This is a genomic window from Treponema sp. OMZ 798 (assembly GCF_024181385.1).
In the GTDB taxonomy this organism is placed as follows: domain Bacteria; phylum Spirochaetota; class Spirochaetia; order Treponematales; family Treponemataceae; genus Treponema_B.
In genome coordinates this window covers 2,695,972-2,715,934 of sequence record NZ_CP051305.1, presented here as the reverse complement: position 1 = coordinate 2,715,934, position 19,963 = coordinate 2,695,972, and the positions used below count along the sequence as shown (strand labels likewise).

Sequence of the window (19,963 nt, the reverse complement as noted above, 5' to 3'; positions counted from 1 at the left end):
TAGATACTTATGCCGCATCCCAAAAAAGATAGTATTTATCTCTGTCTACATTTAACCTTAAACCTGAAATACATATCTTATTGCCGAATACTTTTGCAAAATCTGTTTTTTCAACCAACTGTTTGTGTATTTGGAAAAGTAAATCCAGGTTTGTAAAATACTTCCCATTTTCCGCTTTTATTGTAAACTCCGGTTCTTCCTCATAATTTGAAACACATATTTTAACCTCAGGCTTTTTAATCGCAATTCTTGATAGATATTTATCAGCTTCTTCCTGGCTTATATTTTCTGCATTCTCTTTATAAAATTTTTCTTTTAGATCTTCTTGTGTATAAATATGTTTACCGTCTATTGTTATGTCCATTCCGGAAAGAAGATTTACAGGCATTTCTTTGTCTTCACCATCATAGATAACGTAATTTTCAATTTCCTTCATTTCTAAAAGATTGTCTACGCATTTTATAAAACTTTCTTTTGTTTCGAGATTATCTTCAATAATTCCAAGATAGAAATAGTCTCCTACTTCAAATGAATACAGCAGCTTTTTATTTTGTCTGATTAAACCTGCATAAAGTATAGCTCTGTCCACGGGATTCACAGCTTCAAATTCTGAAAAATAAAGATTATCCAATGTACTATCACAATCTGATGCGTGTTTTATCAAATCGGGCATATCGTATCTTGATAAAAGTTCACTCAAAATATCATAGATATCCATATCTTCATCGGAACAAACTACCGATAAATAATAATTTTGAAAAAGTGCATAATCCAATACTCTATTTCCTATAATGTACATCATCATCGTATCTATATTTTCTACTTCGATAATATGATAAAAGATTTTCGCGCTTTCTCTTACTTTTCTTTCGATTGAAATATCTTCAGCATAGCGGTATAGTAAATCCTCACTAAGGGCTGTAATTTCATAACTGAAATTCGGATTGCTTTCAAAAATATGCTTTTGTTTTCCAATTAAAAGATGAGTCCTATGCAAAACATCTTCCTTTATCAGAAAATAAAGATAGAAACCTTTGGCTGCAAGAACATCGGAAAGATATCGTATAAATTCCATATGGTCATCATACTCTTTTTGAGGACGGATTTTTATACCGGTTTTTTCTTCCGCCCACTTAATAATACCTGCATAGGAAGAGCTCAAGGGCGAACTCTCATTGTTTCTAATCAAAAGCTCTAATAAAAATTCCTTAAAGGAGCGATCTTCATACACAAAGTTATTTTCATCTTCTTTCGATATACTTAAAGAAAAATATTTATTGACACAGGATATAAATGCATCTTTTGTTGCCGATGTGCAAAAATACTCCGCTATCTTTTCTGCAAACGCCGAGTAGCCGAGCTTTTTCATCTTCAATAAAATATTCATTTTGGTATACATAAATAATATAGAGAACGAAGCTTTTAGTTCTTTCATTTCTATTTCGGTTAAGCTTACACTTTTTGTATTTTTTATGATATGCTCTTTGTTTTCCGAATTTGTAACGGACACTTTGTTTTGTCTTAATTCAAGTCTGTCTTTTGTTTTACAAATAAAATAGTTATCTTCTTTTTTGCTATGATAAAAAATTAACTGATACGGCACTCTATAAAAAAGTTCATCCCTTTTTTTTGTTTCGCCCTTATATATCCAGCCTGCATAATTTTCTCCGAAAACAATACCTGCCGTATCAAAACTCGATATGGAAACACCCGACAAAATTCCGCCTGTTTCAAGAGCTTCAAGCATTTTAGGAATGATAAATCTGACAATCTCTTTTTCTTCATATACACCCATTTCGTGCAGTCTTTTTGTCATAATTATTATTTTTTCAAAAAGATCTTCCGGAAAGTCATCAGGATTCGCAAGTGTTACATCATTATAATTTTCTTCAATGAACTCTCCATCTTGCTCATAATCCAAATAATAAGCTAACGGAATTACCTTTCTATTTGTTTTATTAAAAATATTTAAGAAACTCAAAATAATCACCTCTTCTTTGCCGGAACCTTGCGGACATTTTATGATTGCATTATAACATAGATTAAGAGATTTTCAAAGGGCAGTTGCAGTTTACATAGGACGACACCTGTGGTGTAACAAATAGATAAAATTATTTACGGTTAATTATAGAGTAGCGGTGAGTAAAATTAAGAAAACGCTATGTAACATTGAAATAGCATTTCTTAAAACATGTACAACTTGACTATGTTATACATATATGGTACTATACTTATATGAAAACATTGTCCGTAGCGAAAATAAGAACAAATTTCTCTGCACTTTTGAAAGAAGTGGAATTAGGTAACGAAATCGGAATAGCATTTGGCCGAAAAAAAGAAACAATAGCGGTAATTGTTCCAATTGAAGAATATAAAAGGATAAAAATGAGGAAACTCGGTACATTGGAAGGGAAAGCAACAGTTGAATTTAGTGAAAATTGGGCTATTACGGATGAAGAGTTTATTAATTTATGAAAATCCTATTAGATACACATTATTTATTATGGTCATTTATTGATACAAGTAAAATATCTCGGTCGGTTTATAATAAATTATTAGCCGATGAAAATGAAGTTTTTTATAGTCAGGCTAGTTTATGGGAAATATCAATAAAATTTAATATGGGAAAATTATCGCTAAATGGAATTAAACCGGAAGAATTCTACGCAGAAGTAGAAAATAGTTTTTTAAAATGCAGGTCTTTTCAAAACGATGAACTAATTACTTTTTATAAATTACCAATAGAGCATAAAGATCCATTTGATAGAATTATGATTTGGCAATCAATAAAGTCTGATTACTATTTTTTATCTGTTGATAATCAGATTACAAATTATAAAAAATACGGTTTAAAAATTTTGTCCTAACACTCTTCTTCAACCTGACATTGCGACAAGCCTTGTTGCACTTTAAGAGAATGTGCGAAAAACATTACCAAGGTCTAATTAAAGGCATGATATACAAATTAAATCCAACATTCTTTGCGGCCTTAACGATCTTAGCGGTTAATCCAATCAAAAATTAACCGCAAGGAACGCAAAGACACACAAGCTCTCTCTTGAGATTCGCAAAGGCTAAATAAAATTAACTATCTCCAATTAAGTAAAAATATCCCGCTTTCCATACTTGAAAAAACTTCTTTTTTGGTTTATTATCAAGATACGCATAATATATGTTGGATGGACGCTTCGCGCAGAGGAAAATAAAGGAATAAGAAATGAAAAGTATCAAGCAATTAGTGATTGCATATATCATTTTTGTAACATTATTTACATTTTCGTTTTTGTTTAATAGTCTTTTTATGTATGATTTTACTAGTAGTATGGATACATGGTTAATAAATAATAAATTGTCAATCCAGCTTTCAAATGAATCTTTATGTTTTTCAACTGTTTCGTTATGTATCTTTTTTGTTTTAAGTATCTGTAATCCAATAATTAATCGTAGTAAGAAAAACCTTATACTATTAGCATTAGTTCTTTTATGTATACCAATATTATTATTCATAATGATTATCCAAGGAAGGTTGGTTTATCAAATAAACAATTTAGTATTAATTGAATCAAATATTACATTGTTATTAAGTATATATTTTGGTTCACAACATATATTATTTCTTATTATTGGAGCAATTGTGATAATACTGAGTCTTAATAAAAAAAATAATATTCTTAAAAAGGTTATGAGTTTATTTGTTGGTCTGTTATTAATTATAGAAGCATATCCGTACTTATTAAATAAATATATAAATGTCTGTATCATAACTATTTTTGCGATTTGGAATCTTTGGTTCATAATTGATAGTTTGAATAGAATACAAAATAAAGAGCATCCAACAACTGCTTCAACCTGACTCGGCTATTGTCACGAAACTTGCTTGTCGCTTCGCTCGGCAAGTTTCGCGCCAATATACGCCTCGCAGGTTAAGCAAATGTTAGATTGACTACGCAGGGCGTAACAGTTAGGTAATAGTTATAAATTACATATCATCTATAGTGGAGAAAAAATGAAGATAGCTACTTGGAATTTAATGGCTGCAGAGTATTGGTGTAAATTTAAAAGTCAAACATTCATTGAAAAACAAATTGCCAGACAAAGACAAGCATTGGATTTTCTTAAAAATAACCTAAATGCGGATGTAGCTCTTTTACAAGAAGTTTTACTAAAGTCAATTGATGAAACAGAATTAAATGTTAATATTTTTTGGACAGAAAGTCATACATCAAAAAATGCCGGTTCAAAAAATAATGGTTCAGAATGGGGTACTGCAATATTTGTGAACGAAAAGTATTGTAACTTCACCAAAGATATTACTTTAGAAGTATTTCCAAATGAAAATAATAAATATAATAGCGAATATACAGGTAAAGTTAAAGTAGTGCAGGTCAATTTTAATAATAACCAAATACTGTTTTGTAGTCTTCATATAGATACTGATGAAAAAGGCCCCGGACAATTAAAAACTTTTTTTACTGAAGAGTTTGTTTCAAAAAAGAATCTTGTAATTGGAGGAGATTTAAACTGCGATAAGTATTATATACATGGAAATCCTGATGATAAAGTATTCTTTAATGAAACAATAAAGAATTCCAACTTAATAGAATGTGAACCTTTATACAAACAAACATTCTTTCGTGGTAATTTGAACGGTTATAATGATGTGGAAGTAATACAAGATGATCATATTTTTATCAGCAAAGAATTATATCAATTTGTAGAAACACAACACATGGATGATGTAAAGCAATATAAAGGGAAAAACTTCAATTATGGAAAGATCAAAACTTTAAGTGATCATTCAATATTATATATATCCTTAGATGTTAAGGAATAAAATTGCACCTAACACCCGCTTCAACCTGACATTGCGGAGGAGCCGCAAATGCAGGTTAAGCGAATGTTGAACGGACGCAGTGCGTCCGTTCAACGGGCGGCGGCATATCCGCCTGTCGTCCGGAGCGCAGCGCCGTCCAACATGCGAATTAAGCTGACGGCGAAGCTCAAAAGCCTAAAGGCTTTCTCACTTCTTGCAGCTTATCCGCCGCCCGTTATGGTTACTAAAAAACAGCTTTTTAGAGGTGCCCATGATATACTAAATAATAGGAGATTAAGCTATGAAAAAAATGGAACATCAATACTTCGGTCAGTTGAATCTTGCGATAACAGACGATGCGGAAGTAATTTGGGAAAAAGAGATTCAGGGGATAGATACCTGTCTTTGGTTCGATAAAAATGGAGAAGTACCGGCCGGCATACTCGACCTTTATGCACAGTTTCTTGAGAACATAGATGATAAAATAAAAGAAGCAAGAAAAACACTTATAGCATATTTAAAAGATGACAGCTACTATATCGACTTTCATATTGAAGAATGCGGACTGGAAGATTTGCCGAGCGATATTACCGAGTTTGTAAGTAAAATGACGGTAACGAATGTAGACTTATGGATTGACAGTGAACAGCCGCACATCGCAATGGATTTTATGATTGCACCTGATGAAAGCGATGAAATACTCTGCGTAAAATTCGGTGAAGATGCAAAAATCATATCCATTGATTGGGAAAGTTAATTGGTGTTGTAGCTAAAGAGATTGAAAATGAAGAAGAGAAAAAAATGATAGTTACAAATTTAAGTTTTAAAGAGAAGAATATGAAAAAATTCATATCAAATAAATGTTAGGGGTGGGCGTTTGAATAAATACAGCCGAATACTAAATGAAGAAGTGAGAATATACAAAGAATGGGTTTATAAGCATTATTCTGAGATGACTGAAGATACTGATAATGGAGAATTTCTAGGTCCTTCTTTTGATAGAATGAGAGAATCTGCAATCTCATTTGTAAAGAATGTAGAAGTAAAAGATGTTACCGAAACTGATTTAGAATCTATACTTTATTGTGTAGCCAGGGACAATGAATGCGAATATTTGGCTGACTTTATTTCGTCATATAAAGAATGGTTTAAATATTTGATTGAAAGATGTATAGATTCAATTTATACAACTGCGAAGTGGCAGTTAGTAAAAAGATTGCCAGTTTATAAAGATGATAGTTCAGTTACTGATTGGGTATTCAAGTATATAAATGTAGATGATGAATATACACAGAGAATGTCTTTAAGTGCTTTAAGTGAGATAGATTATAAAAAAGCAGAACAGTATGCGATTGAATTTTGGGAAAGAGACAAATATAAGGGTGATACCTATGCTGAAGAGTATCAAAAAATAATGGCACTCAGTGTTCTTTATAAAATAAAATCAGATAAATTAAGCGAATATATTGAAGCGGCGAGACAATTAGACTTTGTTTATTTGAAAGAGAATGCAGATGAGATTGCAAATTCTGATTAATTTTCTAATTTTCTCACTAGGAGGTAGATTGAAAAGTAGCTAACTTAATGCAGCATTCATTAAAAAAAGAGGAGTTTAATTTCAACAAAAATAGTTGGTCTTTAAACTATGAGTATTTTAAAATAGAAATTAATGAAGATGATTGTAAAAATGAAGAATTAAAGGGAGCCTCTAAAAACATCAGTTTTTTAGAGGCTCCCTTTAATTTAATTTGCGATGTTTTTCATAAGTCATTAATATATAAAGACTTATGAAAAACTCGTCGGGCATCTCTAAAAATCCAACAAGGTTTTTAGAGATGCCCTATTGGATATACGATGAAAAAAACGGAGTTTTTATAAAAATATCGATATTGAATACATTGCGGGAACTGCTTATTCGCTTTTTTTTAACCGAGTACACGAAAAATGGAAACGGAAAATCTTTTTGACCGATTCGGCGCAGTCTTAAAAGACTATATAGACGACGAAGATGCACAAAAGCGCCGATATGCAAAACGCCCATTGCCGACCGGCTGTTTTTCCGCGGGCGGAACAGCAAACAAAGGGCGCAAACGATACGTCTTTTGCGCAAAAACACGCTGAAAACCCCAAACGGGTAAATACGCGCCCGTTCAACGGGCGGCGGAATCTCCGCGTGTCGTCCGGCGCACAGCGCCGTCCAACACGTGAATTAAGCTGACAGCGAAGCTCAAAAGCCTAAAGGCTTTGAAAGCTTCTTGCAGCTTATCCGCCGCCCATTATACGCACAACGCAGTGCATTGGATTTTAGGAATAAAAATGTATTTTTTAGTGATTCTAATTGTACTTTCAATTTTTTTTGTTATTTATTATAAAAAATATAAAGTAAAGCAAGAAATTTTGATAACCAGTGAAATTAAAGAAGAAGATTATCAAGAAATTCAAGAGTATATTTCTAAAACATATAACATAGATATACATGAAATTTTATTTACATTAATAAAAAATTCTAATAACAAAAATCTGATTCGTTTTGAAGTAAAATTAGAAAATAACTCTCAAGAAAAAAATATTAAATTTGATAATAAGAAAAAAAAATGAAATTACTTTTTATATAGCCGAAAAAGAATTTGAATTGCAAAATAAATATAAGGCAAGATTTTTCACCTATTTTTCATCATTTGAACGAGAAGAATTAGAGCGAATATATAAAAATCTACCAGAAGATTTGAATTTCCTAAAAAAAGAAATAAATAATAAAAATATCTGGATAATAAAGAAAGTATTTTATACACGTGTTGTTGTATTTTTTTATTCAAATGTACAAATTCCGAATAAACTAGAAAAATATAGAATTGAAATGATGATAAAAAATTATATTTATTCTTCATTGAAAGAATTTGATTTTAATAACAAATTAAATGTAGACAAAATAAATATTGAATTTGACACTAAAGAAAATTTTGATACCAACTATGGAAGTAATTGGTATTATTATATTTTATAAACGTATAACACCCGCTTTAACCTGCAAAATTAACTTATAAAACTTGTTTGATCCCATAAAATTTGTACAAAAAATATCGGGACGGTAAGGTATTTTGTTTATATAATTTCCATAATAATACAGGAGAAAAGATGAACAGTATTCAATTATTTAACAGGACGATAGACTACATCGAAAATACACTCGACAATGAGCTTAGGGTATCGGCACGCCGGCACTCCCGATAGAGATACGGTGACAGCAGCAGGAAAACAATCCCGCTGTTTATGACAATTAAAGAAATAACTGAGTCTATCAATTCCCCTCCTCTTGAATTTTTGTTCTTCTTATGCTACACTCGCTTTCGCCGGGGTGCTTATACAAGCTGAGAACATACCCGCAAAGGGCTGTCCGCACGGATGCCCTATTACCTGATCCGGATAATACCGGCGGAGGGAGCATATGAAAAATCATTTACGCTCTATTTTAATTTTCTCATTTTTAATTATCGGTTGTGCCGCTCTTTTTGCAGGCGGAGCAAAAGAATCTGACGGAACAAAGGTTGTGGTCTACACGACAAAATCCTTTGCTGCCGACTACGGTCCCGGCCCGAAAATTGCCGAGCTCTTTAAGGCAAAAACGGGCAAGGATGTAGAATATGTCGTCTGCAAAGAAGGCGTTTTAAACAGGGCCATATTGGAGGGTAAGGCTTCTACAGCCGATGTGCTCATTGGTATCGATAACCATCTTATCGAAAAAGCCCGCAAGGCAGATGTTTTAAAAGCCTATAAACCTACGGCCGCAAACAAGATAGATTCGGATGTTCTTATTGCAGACGATTGGCTTTTAACCCCCTTTGATTACGGCTATTTTGCATTTATGTTCGATACAAAGGCCAAAATCAAAAAGCCCGCATCTTTAAAGGAACTGACCGATCCTTCCTATACAAAAAAGATTGTAGTTTTGGATCCTAGCTCAAGTACAACAGGCTTAGGCATGGTTGCGTGGACAAAGGCTGTTTTTGGTGATGAGTACCTCAACTTTTGGAAGGCCCTCAAGCCGAATATCTTTGCAATGGCCCCCAAGTGGAGCACAGGTTACGGCTATTTTACAGCCGGAGAAGCACCTATGGCTATCTCGTATACAAGCAGCTTGGCTTCCCATGTTTTGTATGACAAAACAGACCGCTTCCGGCCATTGGTTTTCGCAGAAGGCCATGTCATTCAAATTGAAGGTATGGGAATATCCGCTAATGCTGCTAATGTTAAGGGAGCAAAGGCCTTTATCGACTTTATGCTGACGGAAGAAGCTCAAAGCCTCCTTCCCGAAACTCAGTTTATGTATCCGGTTATCAAGGGGCTTCCCCTTCCTGCTTCTTACAAGGATGTTCCCAAACCTGCAAAAATCTTGCGCATTCCTTCAGAAGATCAAACCGAATCGGTCAACGCCGTAATTAATGTTTTACAAAAATAAACAAGAAGGCCTTCGGCCGGGCGGCGCCATATCAAAGATATGGCGCCTATTTAAAATAGGTCGCCCATCTAAGATAGGCAGCCTTGTTTTGCCACTCGGCAGCCTTATCTTTTTTCTTGTCCTTCTTTCTTTTTTTCTTCCGTTAATATTGAGCTTTGTTCCCTTATTTTCTTCACGCTTTGATTTTTCGCATATTACGGGAGTCAAAAGCTCCTTTGATTTTTCGCATATTTTTAGGATAACGGTTTTTACGGTTTCTCAGGCTTTTTTTTCTGCCCTGCTTGCCTGCACCGTAGGCTTTGCTGCGGCCTACCTTTGTGCAAGAAAAAACTTTCGGGGCAGAAAATTTTTACTGGCCCTGTCAAGTGTTCCGCTCTGCGTGCCTGCAATAATCGTCGCCCTTTCCTTTATAATCTTTTTTGGGAATAACGGAGTCCTAAATTCTTTTTTAAAGAACTTATTAAACCAAGACGAACCGCCTGTCAATTTTGTGTTTTCGATGACGGGAGTAATTATAATCCACGGCTTTTACAACTTTCCCCTTGCGATGAAAACAATCTCTCAAGTTTGGGAACGCTTAAGCGAAGATGAACCTAATGCTGCCCTCCTTTTAGGGGCAAGTAAATTTAGAATCTTTAAAACCATAACCTTTCCGGCTCTTTTAAATTCTATAGCCGTTTCCTTTTTGTTGATCTTCCTTTTTTGCTTTTTTAGTTTTATAATAATCCTGCTTTTCGGAGGCCTTGCCCTTACCACCTTAGAGGTAGAACTTTACAAGGCAGCCCGCACAAAATTGGATATGAACCTTGCCGCAAAGATAGCCCTCACCGAAATATCTGCGGCCTTAATTTTAATCCTCATCTATTCTAACCTGCAAAAAAAGATGAGAGTACAAAACGAAAACCTAAAGGGAATAAGGGAGCGCACCTCAATAAAAGGCTTTGGACAAAAAGTTTTTTTTAGCTTTACGATTTTTATAATTATTCTTTTTTTAATAGCACCCTTGTTTTCTATCTTTTTACATTCTACATATAATGTAAATTATACTTCTATCTTTAATAAATTCTTTTATTTTAAGGCATGGAAAAATATTTTTTTATCCCGAACTTTTTGGACGGCTCTTTGGACAAGCATCAAAATCGGCATCCTTACAGCTCTTGTAAGCCTCATAGCTTCTTTGTTCTTTGCATACATTACCGTCTTTTATAACCGGAGAAAAATATACGCGATTCCCTATCTGCCCTTGGCAGTTTCATCGGTAATGCTGGGCTTCGGCTGGCTCTTGTTAAAACCCAACGGAACGGAACTCATTTTAATCTTTGCACAAAGCTCCCTTGCATGGCCCTTTGCGTGGACTCAAATACAGACCTCACTTTTACGCATTCCTCAAAATATTATCAATGCGGCAGTCTTGCTTTCACCCGACAAAAAAACGGCCTTTTTTAAGGTGATAGTTCCCTTGTGCAAAAGAGGCATTTTTTCAAGCTTAGCCTTTGTCTTTGCCATAAGTGCAGGAGATGCATCCTTGCCAATAGTCTTAAACATCCCGCATTTTAACAATCTGGCCTTACTGATTTTTGATTACGCTTCTTCATACCGCTTTGTAGAATCTTCTGCAGTTGCAGTCGTCTTAAGCCTTATAACAGGCTTTGTTTTCTTTTTACAGGAGAAATAAATTTAAAATGATATTGAAACACGAAAGAGCATTTTTACAGCTTAAAAATATAAAAAAACATTTTACCGAAAAAGATATTTCCGTTTCCTTTGAATTAAAAAAGGGAAAAGCTCTTGCCCTCCTCGGGCCCTCAGGCTGCGGCAAAACAACGGTTTTAAAAATAATTGCAGGTCTTATCGCCCCGGATTCGGGGGAGATTGTTTTAGACGGAAAGGATATAAGCCGAATCCCTCCGGGCAAACGCGGAATCGGAATGGTCTTTCAAGACTATGCCCTCTTCCCTCATCTCAATGTTGAAGAAAATATCTTCTATGGGCTGGTTTCTAAAGGTATGTCCAAAAAGGAAGCCCGCAAAACAATAGCCCCCCTTGTCGAGCTTTTTCATTTAGAAGCCTTACAAAAGCGCAAAACCGATCTTCTTTCGGGCGGAGAAAAGCAGAGGGTTTCCCTTGCTCGCAGTCTTGCAGTGAGCCCCTCCCTCATCCTCTTTGATGAACCCCTCTCGGCCCTCGATGCAGATCTCCGTCTGCACTTACGCAAGGAGCTGCGGGCAAAGCAGGAGAGTTTGGGATACACCGCCGTCTATGTTACCCACGACAAGGATGAGGCAGCCGCCCTTGCCGATGAGGTTCTTTACATGGGGTAGAAAGTAATAAAAAATGCTCCAACTCTATCGAATTGGAGCACCAAATATTTTAATTATACCTGTTATATCTGTCCGATAATCTTTAAGATAAAATGAGCAATTAAAGCTGAGAAGATATAAGTACCTAACATAACGGCAACAGCCAAAACAAAGATTCTCCAACCGGTATTTTTAAGAGAACTTAAGTTTTTACCGGTATAGATACCGGCATAGGCTAAAATCGGTGTACAAAGAGCTAGAAAGTTTACCTTTGCAGTATACTCATATACTTCCTTTGAAAAAGGAACACCGGGAATAGTCAGAATAGCAGCAATGGTAACAATATATGCTACAGCAGGTATTTTTCCGGGAATTATTTTTGATAAGCCTATACCGGCAGCAGCGATACCTACAAGAATCAACATACCGGGCAGGGCTGTAATCGGATTGATTTTAGGACCTACGAAGTTACCTACCAAAGAAATAAGAGCCGTTATAAGTAAAACAATTAATGCATTCTTAAATTTCATATACAAAAGCCTCCTTAATTTGAACTGCCGGCGCTAACTTCAGTCGGAACTGATGGAAGAGGAGCGGCCTCATGATATTTCATCTTATAGCATTTTTTAAATAGCCATTCCGAGAAGGGCAGAGCAAGGAAAATTGACATATAAACGCCGTCTAATCCCGAAAGCAAATTACTTGCTGCTCCAAAGGCCTTGATATTTTCTGCCATATCGGGGAATAACTCTATAAGAGAACCTACTGAGGCTGTCATCATAGATGCAGAACCTACTCCTGATGCCATAGCAAGAGCATAGGGATGTAAGAATGTTGCTGAAGCCAAAATACTTGCCATAAGACCTATAAATATGGTGCCAAAAACAGTCCCTACAAGATAAACTCCTAATACCCCTTCACCTTCAGGAGAATTTAGACCATATCTTTCTGCAACAATAGCAACATTAGGCTCTCGTGAAATTGAATGAGCACCGCCTATAGCTTCCCGTTTAAGACCGAGCAATACTGCAATAGGAACACCCAAGATAACGGTTCCTAGGTTTCCGAATTCCTGCAAAATAAGAGCAGGACTTGCTTTTAAGATATTCCAAATACTGGGACCTATTGTTGTTCCATACTTTGCCATCAAAAGCATAAGAGTAATACTTATAAGACTTCCTGCGTCTTTAATCTCTTTGTCTCCGGAGATTTTAACTTTTTTTAATGTTGTTAAAATACCGAGAATTAAAGCATAAAGCATCGGCAAAAGAACTATCGTTCCTATCCCAACCTTAAATGCAAACTTTCCGATGAATTCCGAAATAACAACCAAAACAAGAACTGTCAGGTGTAATCGTATATTCTTCATTTTAAACCTCCTAAGTCTAAATATTTTAAAACGGTAGCCAGCACCGCTGAAGTACCCTTATAGAATAGGCTTTCATCAATGTCAAATCTATCCGAGTGGTGAGGATAAATTTTCCCTCCATCATGTATAATGGGATTAGATAAAACAAAAAAAGTACCGGGAACTTTTTGAAGGAAAAAAGCAACATCTTCTCCGCCCATTGTAGGAATTGAAATTTCATGGATACAATCTTCCCCAAAAATTTCTTTTGTATTTTCAGCAAAGAATTCCGTAAAAGCCTTATCGTTCATTAAGACGGGATATTTAAAGTCATAAACGGTTTCCGCCTCTGCCCTATATGACTTTGCTATGCCTGAAGCAATTTCATCAATTCGCTTTGCCATAAACTTTCGCACATCTTCATCTGTAGCACGTACAGTTCCTTCCATAAAAACCTCATCGGGAATTATATTTTGAGTCGTACCGCTATGTATTTGACAAACCGAAATTAAAGCATTTGACGTAGGGGCAAGCTCCCGGCTTATAATCTTTTGTAGAGCAGAAACTATTTCGCAAGCTATCGGAATAGGATCCACAGACATGTGGGGATATGCACCATGAGCACCCTTGCCTCTTACCGTAATTTGAAAACGGTCCATTGAAGCAAAAAAAGCACCCGGACAGATACCTATTTTTCCCTTTTCAACACCGGGGTAAATGTAACCGGCATGAAGCCCTATGAGAGCATCAACCTTTGGGTTTTCCAAACATCCTTCTTCTATCATAGGGAGAGCACCTCCGGGATACTCCTCCCCGGGCTGAAATAAAATTTTAACGCAGCCCTTAAATTCCGATGAAAGCTCCTTTAACACCATACAGGCGCCGAGAGCCATAGCCGTATGACTGTCATGCCCGCAAGCATGCATACACCCCTCATGCTTTGATGCAAAACTTAAACCCGTATTTTCTTTTATGGGCAGGGCATCCATATCTGCTCTTATTGCAATACATTTACCCTTTTCTTTTCCTTCAATAGTTGCAACAATAGCATTGCCGTCAACAAGCTTATAATATGGTATTTGCAGCTCATCAAGCTGTTTACAAACATAACTTACAGTCTTAGGCAAGGATAATTGCAGCTCAGGAATCTGATGCAAATCACGCCTGATTTGAATAATCTTAGCTTCTTTTTGTTTAACCAAGCTAACTATATCATATTTATTCAACTTAAACCTCCCTATAATCAAATATTATCTCACTACTTTTTTATTCTGTCAATACTATTTATTGATTTTTTAAAGACTTTAGATTATACTCATAATATTAATCCTTGATGTAGACAAAAATTTATATGCTTTTATTTTTAGAATTTTTTTTGATAAGTCTTTTTTGTTCTCTTTTTTTATTTATAAAAACAAGCTCTTTTATTGCCATTCCCTATTTTATCATTTTTTTCTCTATAGGTCTTTGGGATAATATGGTTAAGAACAAGCAAATCAAATTCATTGTTTTATTACTATTTGTTTTTTCAATAGCAGCTTTCGATAAGAACCTTGTGTTTTTTTCTCCCATACTTATGACTATAAATTTAGAAGAGTATCAAAACTGCGAAAGTTCGCAAAAAAAACTTTTGAGATACCTGCCTATCTTATGTCTTTTTTTAAATTTTGATTTAATATTTTTTATCTTTGCTCTTATAATCTTTTTTTATTCCGAAATTAAAAGACAATACCTTGCAAAAATCACGGAAGTAATAAACCTTAAGGATAAGCTTGCGGAAAATAAAATAAACGCAGAAAAAAGGGAAAGAATTCTACAAAATGACGTTTTAAAAAATGCCGAAGTTTTAATCCTAGCCGAAAGAAATAGAATTTCCGGCAGTCTTCATAACTCCATAGGTCATACACTGAGTGCCGGTATTTTGCAGGTAAATGCCTTAAAGTACATATCAAACCAGCAAGAAGTAAAAGACAACTTAAATATTTTACAAAATGCTTTGGAAAACGGAATGAGTGAAATAAGAGAATGCCTCCATAATATGCACAATGATTCTTTTAACTTACAAACAGGTTTGGAAGGGCTTGCTGAAAACACAAAAAAACCTAAAATACAATTAACATATAAGGCGGATTCCATACCTTACGAATTAAAATACGATATTTTTTCAATAGTAAAAGAAAGCCTTTCAAATACTATTAAGCACAGCGGAGCAAGCGAATTCAAAATCAGCTTATTGGAACACATTGCATTTTATTCCCTTGTGCTTAAAGATAATGGATCGGGCTCTTTAGGTAAACCTGTTAATTACGGAATAGGATTAAAAGTTATAAAAGACCTTGTAGAAAAACATAGGGGTACGGTTAATTTTTATTCCGAAAACGGATTTAAAACCCATATTACTTTTCCGAAAATAAAAAAGGATAAACATAATGAAGATAATAATAGTTGATGATGATTGCCTTGTTGTTTCCTCTTTAAAAACAATATTAAAAGCCAACGGCTTCGATATTATTGCAACAGGCTCAAGCGGAAGTGAGGCGGTATTTTTATTTAACGAGCACAGACCGGACATTCTTTTAATGGATATAAGAATGGAAAATATGACAGGCATAGAAGCAAGTGAAAAAATTTTAGCTGAACATAAGGATGCAAAAATATTACTGCTTACAACCTTTAATGATGAAGAATATATTACAAAGGCTATTAACTTCGGATGTAAGGGATATATATTAAAACAAAATATAGATTCCCTTATACCTGCATTAAATGCTGTCGGTGCAGGGAGCATTGTATTCGATTCCGAAATAATATCAAAAATCCCGCAAACAAAACCGGCCCGCTCTCAATTTAAAGAAGATTTAAACGATAGAGAAACGGATATTTTAGAATTGGTTGCAGACGGCCTTAATAATAAAGAAATATCGAATCGGCTTAGTTTAAGCGAAGGAACTGTACGCAATTATGTTTCTTCAATATTGGAAAAATTAAATTTACGAGACAGGACTCAATTAGTCGTGTATTATTACACAAGATAGGAGGGCTCCAATTGAAAAGAGAAACAACCGGTAGTCAAAAATTTTTAGCTTGGTACGCAAGAGTTGTTCAAGAGCAAAAAAAAGGCCTCTATGACTTTAATCAAAAAATATATATTACGATTGTAAGCTTTGCAAATAATGATCTTCTAACAACTGCCTCAGCAGGAGCCTATAATTTTTTAATGTCGGCCTTGCCGCTTTTTATTTTAACATTAACAATATTACTAAGAGTTTTAAAACAAACTCCGGAGCAGGTAAAAAGCGCTATCCGCTCCCTTTCTATTTTTGAAAACACGGTAAACATAGACCGTTTTTTTTCTTTGCTTTTGAATATAAATACATTTTCGGTTTTTGATTTTATTGTTACCGTTTTTATTCTTTGGATGGCAAGACGTTTTTTTGCAACAATACAGCACAGCATAAGGAAAATATACCGTAAAAAAGCAAAAAAGACAGCCATAAAAACAAGTCTAACGGTCATTTTAGGAGAGGTGATTGTAGTTATTTTTTTAGTTATGCTGTTTATACTTTTAAGTACGGGCTCCGCAGTTTTTAGAATAAACATAGTTCAATCGGTTTTTTCTAACAACATTGTTTTTTTATTAAAAAATTTATTTATTTTTATTCCGCTTCTACTTATGCAGTTCTTTATCTGCTTAATTTATTATGTTATGCCTCCTGTAAAACCGTCTTTTAAAAATGCTTGGACCTCTGCCTTAGGATGCACCCTATCTTATTTCTTTATAAAAGTATTTTTTATGCTTTTTAGATCTACAGCAAAATTTACAATCGTTTACGGAATCTTTACAAATGTCATCTTAGTTTTAATTCAAGTCTGGTTTTTCTTTTTTTTCTTTGTCTTCTTTGCCCAATTTATGTATGTTAATCAATTTTTTAACAGCTTTGTTATTTCGCAACTTTACAGATTACCTAAAGAAGATGCTCCCGGATTTTTTAACCAGCTTTTAAGGCACCTTTTTATAGAACCTCCAAAAGAATATAGAAAAAAGGCCATCGAAATAAAAGCCGGCGAGGTAATATTTAATTACGAAGATGAATCCAGCGAAATCTATTATATAATAGAAGGCTCGGTAAGAGTTACAACATCAAATAAAATTTTAGATTTGGAAAAAGGAGATTTATTCGGAGAGTTTGCTTGTCTTTTAAACGGAAAAAGAACAGGTACAGCCATAGCGGTAACTGACTGCCTTCTAGCTGTTGTTCCGGAAAAACTTTTTTTGGAAGCTGTTTCAATCGATGGGAATGTATCACGCCAAGCCTTAAAAATTTTAGCAGAATCCCTTATCGACCCAAATTAAAATTTTATAAAAAAAACGCTTTAGAAAAATTCTAAAGCGTTTTTTTCACTTATCTCTTTTTATTAAGCATTGTGAGAGTATAGTTTCCTAAAGAACCGCCCGCAACAAGACAAATTAAGAATATCCATCCTGAAAGCGAAAAGTTTGCAATTGGGGTATACAAGGCACCGACATTACATCCGTTTGATAACCTTGTTCCGAAGCCCATTGCAAAACCTCCGATTGCAAAAATCAAAACATCTTTAGCCTTAATTTTTAACTCGGACTTAAAGCTCTCAGTAAAGCTTCCTGCAAGAAGAAGGCAGATCAATGTTCCTACAATGATTCCTATATTTTGTACAAAAGAAGGATTCTCAAAGAAAGGCATTGTATAAGGGACTGGTTTACCTCCTGTAAAGGCAACAATGGAATCAACACTCATTCCAAAAAACTTTAACAATCTTCCAAACCAAAAACCGAAAGGTCCTGAAGCACCCCAACCGGCCTTTGTAACTCCCATTAAAAGTGTAAACAAAACAGACAGCAAAACAGCACCCATAGTTAAAGACCAGGGCTCGACAAAGATTTTTTTATAAGTTGTTTCACTAAACAATTTATAATTATGAGTATCAAGTTCCTTTACAGCATCCTGATCCTGTTCTGAACCTACACCTGAATATTGATTATTCTTTTTTCTTTTGCTTTCATACATGTATGAAATGACAACAACAATACCGGCAAGCAAGGCTGTTAAAATAATTGCACCTAAATAACCGCTCTTTCCTTCAGAAGCAAACAAGTCCGGTAAAAAAACGCCGCGGCCTGTTCCGCTTTTAAACCAAGATTCCTTAATCCAAGACTGTCTGGCTTGAAGGGGGAAGCCCACAAAAACACCTATTCCAAAAAATAGAAGAGTAATAAGTGCTCGCGGTAAACCTGTAACCAAGTCAGTAAGAGTTCCTGTAGCACAGCAAGAAGAATAACTCATACCAAAACCGAAGAGAATACCGCCGACAATTAGCCCCAAGTTAATAGGGTTAATCCAAAGGTTATAAACCTTAACATCGCCAAACATAAGAAAGGCTGAAGTGAGAATTGCAGAAAGTACAAACATCAGCATCAAAGCCCTCATAAGTTTTGTCGAGCCGGTTCGATATGCTCTGTTGATACTTCCTGCAAAGCCGAAAAAAGAACGGGTCAAAACATAACCGAAGGCCATTCCTATAACCCATCTAAAAAACAACATATCCGTCTTCAATAGAGCGGATCCCAAAACAATGCTCAAAATAAGCACTGCAAAACCGATAATGTTTTCGATTTTTTTCATACGCAACTCCTTATAAACTATTCTTTACTTTTTTCATTTCGGCGAGTACCGAATCTATAAAATAAAAAGCCCAGAAACGTCCAAGCTATCAAAAAAAACATTGACTCCTTTGTCAGCTGTGCAGGAGACCCGGGAATTAAAAGAAGGCCTATAAATACCAAACCGATAAGCCCCGAAAAAGCACACATTATTTTTTCAAATAAGTTTTTGCCTTTTCTAATTCCTATCATACCGACATAGGTATAGGCCAAGGCAGCCAATACAGAGGCCATATCCACAATCAAAATAATTACTTCTCTTCCTATCCACGGACCTATTAAACTTATCCCGGCAATAAACAAAATTGCATTCGGATATAAATTCTTATCGTTCTTTTTACCCAAAAATGCCGGAGACAATTTTTCATTCGATAAGGCACCAAGCAATTTGCTGCTGCTTATCATAAAACCGTTTATACCGCCGGTAACAGCCGAAAAAATTGCGATAAGCAAAAAGAAAAAACCGATAGAGCCTGTCGTACTTGTAACCGATGAGGCAACGGCCCACTCAACCTTAGCCGCTTCCTCAGGACCATAGCTAAAAGCTCCTATCATATTTAAAAGGCTGTACAGCAAAATGCCGAATACTATGGAAATAATCGTAGGCAAATGCGTCTTAGATGGCGGAAAACCCAAATCACAGGACACTTGCGGAACCACATCAAAGCCCACAAACAAAAAAGGAATTATAGCTATTATCGATGCGGTTTTTGCCAAGGATATTTTATCCAATCCCAAGTAATTATCCGAAAAGACCTTTAAATCGCTTTTACCCATAATTATAAAAAACAATACTATAACAATCAGCACAAGGGCAGAACTCATAATATTTTGTATCTTTGCACTTAATGAAAGCCCTCTTAAATTGATTATAGTAAAAATAATAATGGGAGCGGAGGCGATAAGAATATCGGCAAGATAAACACTTGTAGGGCCGAAATCATACATATAACCCCATAAAATCACCTCCCCAAAAATCTTACGCAGTATAAGCACATAGGCGGTTGCATTTAAAGGAATCATACTCAAATAACAAAGACTTAACGACCAGCCTACAATAAACCCATGAACCTTTCCCATATTTGCCAAGGTATAGGAAAACTCACCTCCTTCGCCCACATGATGATACAGCATAACCTGATAAGCCTTTTGTATAACAATAATAAAAAGGCCGCCTATCACAAGACCGAGGACGGTATTTATAACCCCCGAAGTAGGTAAAAAAAGAGTCCCCGGCAAAATAAAGGAGCCCCATCCGATAATAGAACCTATTACAAGATTTAAAACATCGAATTTTGATAACCCCTTTACATTTGCCGGTATTTTTTTTTCTTCCAAAAGCTTCTTC

At 35.1% G+C, this 19,963-nt stretch carries 21 protein-coding genes and 1 riboswitch; of the genes, 15 read left to right on the top strand and 6 right to left on the bottom strand.

Annotated features, from left to right (window positions below):
• Positions 1–7: 7 nt before the first annotated feature.
• Positions 8–1,981 (bottom strand): hypothetical protein, encoded by a 1,974-nt coding sequence (locus E4O07_RS12595; RefSeq protein ID WP_253686342.1) that lies wholly within the window; start codon positions 1,979–1,981, stop codon positions 8–10.
• 254 nt (positions 1,982–2,235) lie between these two features.
• On the opposite strand from E4O07_RS12595, the gene E4O07_RS12590 reads away from it, so the two are divergent.
• The 12 genes from E4O07_RS12590 to E4O07_RS12535 all read left to right on the top strand — a co-directional run bounded on the left by E4O07_RS12590 (position 2,236) and on the right by E4O07_RS12535 (position 11,590).
• Complete coding sequence (locus tag E4O07_RS12590; RefSeq protein ID WP_253677608.1) at positions 2,236–2,475, top strand: type II toxin-antitoxin system Phd/YefM family antitoxin; 240 nt, start codon at positions 2,236–2,238, stop codon at positions 2,473–2,475.
• A complete protein-coding gene (locus E4O07_RS12585; protein ID WP_253686340.1) occupies positions 2,472–2,867 on the top strand; it encodes a type II toxin-antitoxin system VapC family toxin in 396 nt (131 codons plus the stop codon). The genes E4O07_RS12590 and E4O07_RS12585 overlap by 4 nt, the downstream gene beginning before the upstream one ends.
• A gap of 1,139 nt (positions 2,868–4,006) precedes the next feature.
• Positions 4,007–4,834, top strand: coding sequence for an exonuclease/endonuclease/phosphatase family protein (locus E4O07_RS12580; protein ID WP_253686338.1), 828 nt, complete (start codon positions 4,007–4,009; stop codon positions 4,832–4,834).
• 280 nt (positions 4,835–5,114) lie between these two features.
• Entirely contained in the window at positions 5,115–5,570 is a 456-nt protein-coding gene (locus E4O07_RS12575) for a DUF2004 domain-containing protein (protein WP_253677614.1), read from the top strand.
• A 120-nt stretch (positions 5,571–5,690) separates the two neighbouring features.
• On the top strand, positions 5,691–6,350 hold the full coding sequence (locus tag E4O07_RS12570; RefSeq protein ID WP_253686336.1) for a hypothetical protein: 660 nt from the start codon (positions 5,691–5,693) through the stop codon (positions 6,348–6,350).
• A gap of 47 nt (positions 6,351–6,397) precedes the next feature.
• A complete protein-coding gene (locus tag E4O07_RS12565) occupies positions 6,398–6,604 on the top strand; it encodes a hypothetical protein (RefSeq protein ID WP_253686334.1) in 207 nt (68 codons plus the stop codon).
• A 153-nt stretch (positions 6,605–6,757) separates the two neighbouring features.
• Positions 6,758–6,934, top strand: coding sequence for a UbiA family prenyltransferase (locus E4O07_RS12560; RefSeq protein ID WP_253677617.1), 177 nt, complete (start codon positions 6,758–6,760; stop codon positions 6,932–6,934).
• Positions 6,935–7,129: 195 nt separating this feature from the next.
• Complete coding sequence (locus E4O07_RS12555) at positions 7,130–7,411, top strand: hypothetical protein (RefSeq protein WP_253686332.1); 282 nt, start codon at positions 7,130–7,132, stop codon at positions 7,409–7,411.
• Entirely contained in the window at positions 7,389–7,817 is a 429-nt protein-coding gene (locus E4O07_RS12550; protein ID WP_253686330.1) for a hypothetical protein, read from the top strand. Before E4O07_RS12555 ends, E4O07_RS12550 begins: the two co-directional genes overlap by 23 nt.
• A 337-nt stretch (positions 7,818–8,154) precedes the next feature.
• Positions 8,155–8,271: riboswitch (TPP riboswitch) on the top strand.
• A complete protein-coding gene (locus tag E4O07_RS12545) occupies positions 8,259–9,269 on the top strand; it encodes a thiamine ABC transporter substrate-binding protein (RefSeq protein WP_253686328.1) in 1,011 nt (336 codons plus the stop codon). It overlaps the preceding riboswitch by 13 nt.
• Positions 9,253–10,944, top strand: coding sequence for an ABC transporter permease (locus E4O07_RS12540; RefSeq protein ID WP_253730563.1), 1,692 nt, complete (start codon positions 9,253–9,255; stop codon positions 10,942–10,944). The genes E4O07_RS12545 and E4O07_RS12540 overlap by 17 nt, the downstream gene beginning before the upstream one ends.
• A 13-nt stretch (positions 10,945–10,957) precedes the next feature.
• Complete coding sequence (locus tag E4O07_RS12535; RefSeq protein WP_253688146.1) at positions 10,958–11,590, top strand: ABC transporter ATP-binding protein; 633 nt, start codon at positions 10,958–10,960, stop codon at positions 11,588–11,590.
• Between the two features lie 62 nt (positions 11,591–11,652).
• On the opposite strand, the gene E4O07_RS12530 is transcribed toward E4O07_RS12535, so the two are convergent.
• From E4O07_RS12530 to E4O07_RS12520, 3 genes are read right to left on the bottom strand one after another with little or no spacing between them, the layout of a single operon-like run.
• Positions 11,653–12,099 carry a DUF340 domain-containing protein gene (locus E4O07_RS12530; RefSeq protein ID WP_253686324.1) on the bottom strand — a complete coding sequence of 149 codons (447 nt, stop codon included), beginning with the start codon at positions 12,097–12,099 and terminating at the stop codon, positions 11,653–11,655.
• Between the two features lie 14 nt (positions 12,100–12,113).
• Positions 12,114–12,938 (bottom strand): DUF3100 domain-containing protein, encoded by an 825-nt coding sequence (locus tag E4O07_RS12525; RefSeq protein ID WP_253686322.1) that lies wholly within the window; start codon positions 12,936–12,938, stop codon positions 12,114–12,116.
• Positions 12,935–14,143, bottom strand: coding sequence for a M20 metallopeptidase family protein (locus E4O07_RS12520; RefSeq protein ID WP_253686320.1), 1,209 nt, complete (start codon positions 14,141–14,143; stop codon positions 12,935–12,937). Before E4O07_RS12520 ends, E4O07_RS12525 begins: the two co-directional genes overlap by 4 nt.
• Before the next feature lie 125 nt (positions 14,144–14,268).
• Here E4O07_RS12520 and E4O07_RS12515 point away from each other — a divergent pair, with 125 nt between their 5' ends.
• The 3 genes from E4O07_RS12515 to E4O07_RS12505 are packed head-to-tail and all read left to right on the top strand — an operon-like array spanning position 14,269 to position 17,271.
• Positions 14,269–15,366, top strand: a complete 1,098-nt coding sequence (locus E4O07_RS12515; protein WP_253686318.1) for a sensor histidine kinase — start codon at positions 14,269–14,271, stop codon at positions 15,364–15,366.
• Positions 15,347–15,952, top strand: coding sequence for a response regulator (locus tag E4O07_RS12510; protein ID WP_253686316.1), 606 nt, complete (start codon positions 15,347–15,349; stop codon positions 15,950–15,952). Before E4O07_RS12515 ends, E4O07_RS12510 begins: the two co-directional genes overlap by 20 nt.
• Positions 15,953–15,963: 11 nt before the next feature.
• On the top strand, positions 15,964–17,271 hold the full coding sequence (locus E4O07_RS12505) for a YhjD/YihY/BrkB family envelope integrity protein (RefSeq protein ID WP_253686314.1): 1,308 nt from the start codon (positions 15,964–15,966) through the stop codon (positions 17,269–17,271).
• A gap of 49 nt (positions 17,272–17,320) precedes the next feature.
• Here the strand turns inward: E4O07_RS12505 and E4O07_RS12500 are convergent, their stop codons facing one another.
• Both E4O07_RS12500 and E4O07_RS12495 read right to left on the bottom strand, forming a co-directional pair.
• The gene (locus E4O07_RS12500; RefSeq protein WP_253730562.1) at positions 17,321–18,577 is read right to left on the bottom strand and encodes a YeeE/YedE family protein; all 1,257 of its coding nucleotides are present in this window, start codon (positions 18,575–18,577) and stop codon (positions 17,321–17,323) included.
• 17 nt (positions 18,578–18,594) lie between these two features.
• The gene (locus E4O07_RS12495; protein ID WP_253686310.1) at positions 18,595–19,953 is read right to left on the bottom strand and encodes an APC family permease; all 1,359 of its coding nucleotides are present in this window, start codon (positions 19,951–19,953) and stop codon (positions 18,595–18,597) included.
• Positions 19,954–19,963 lie beyond the last annotated feature (10 nt).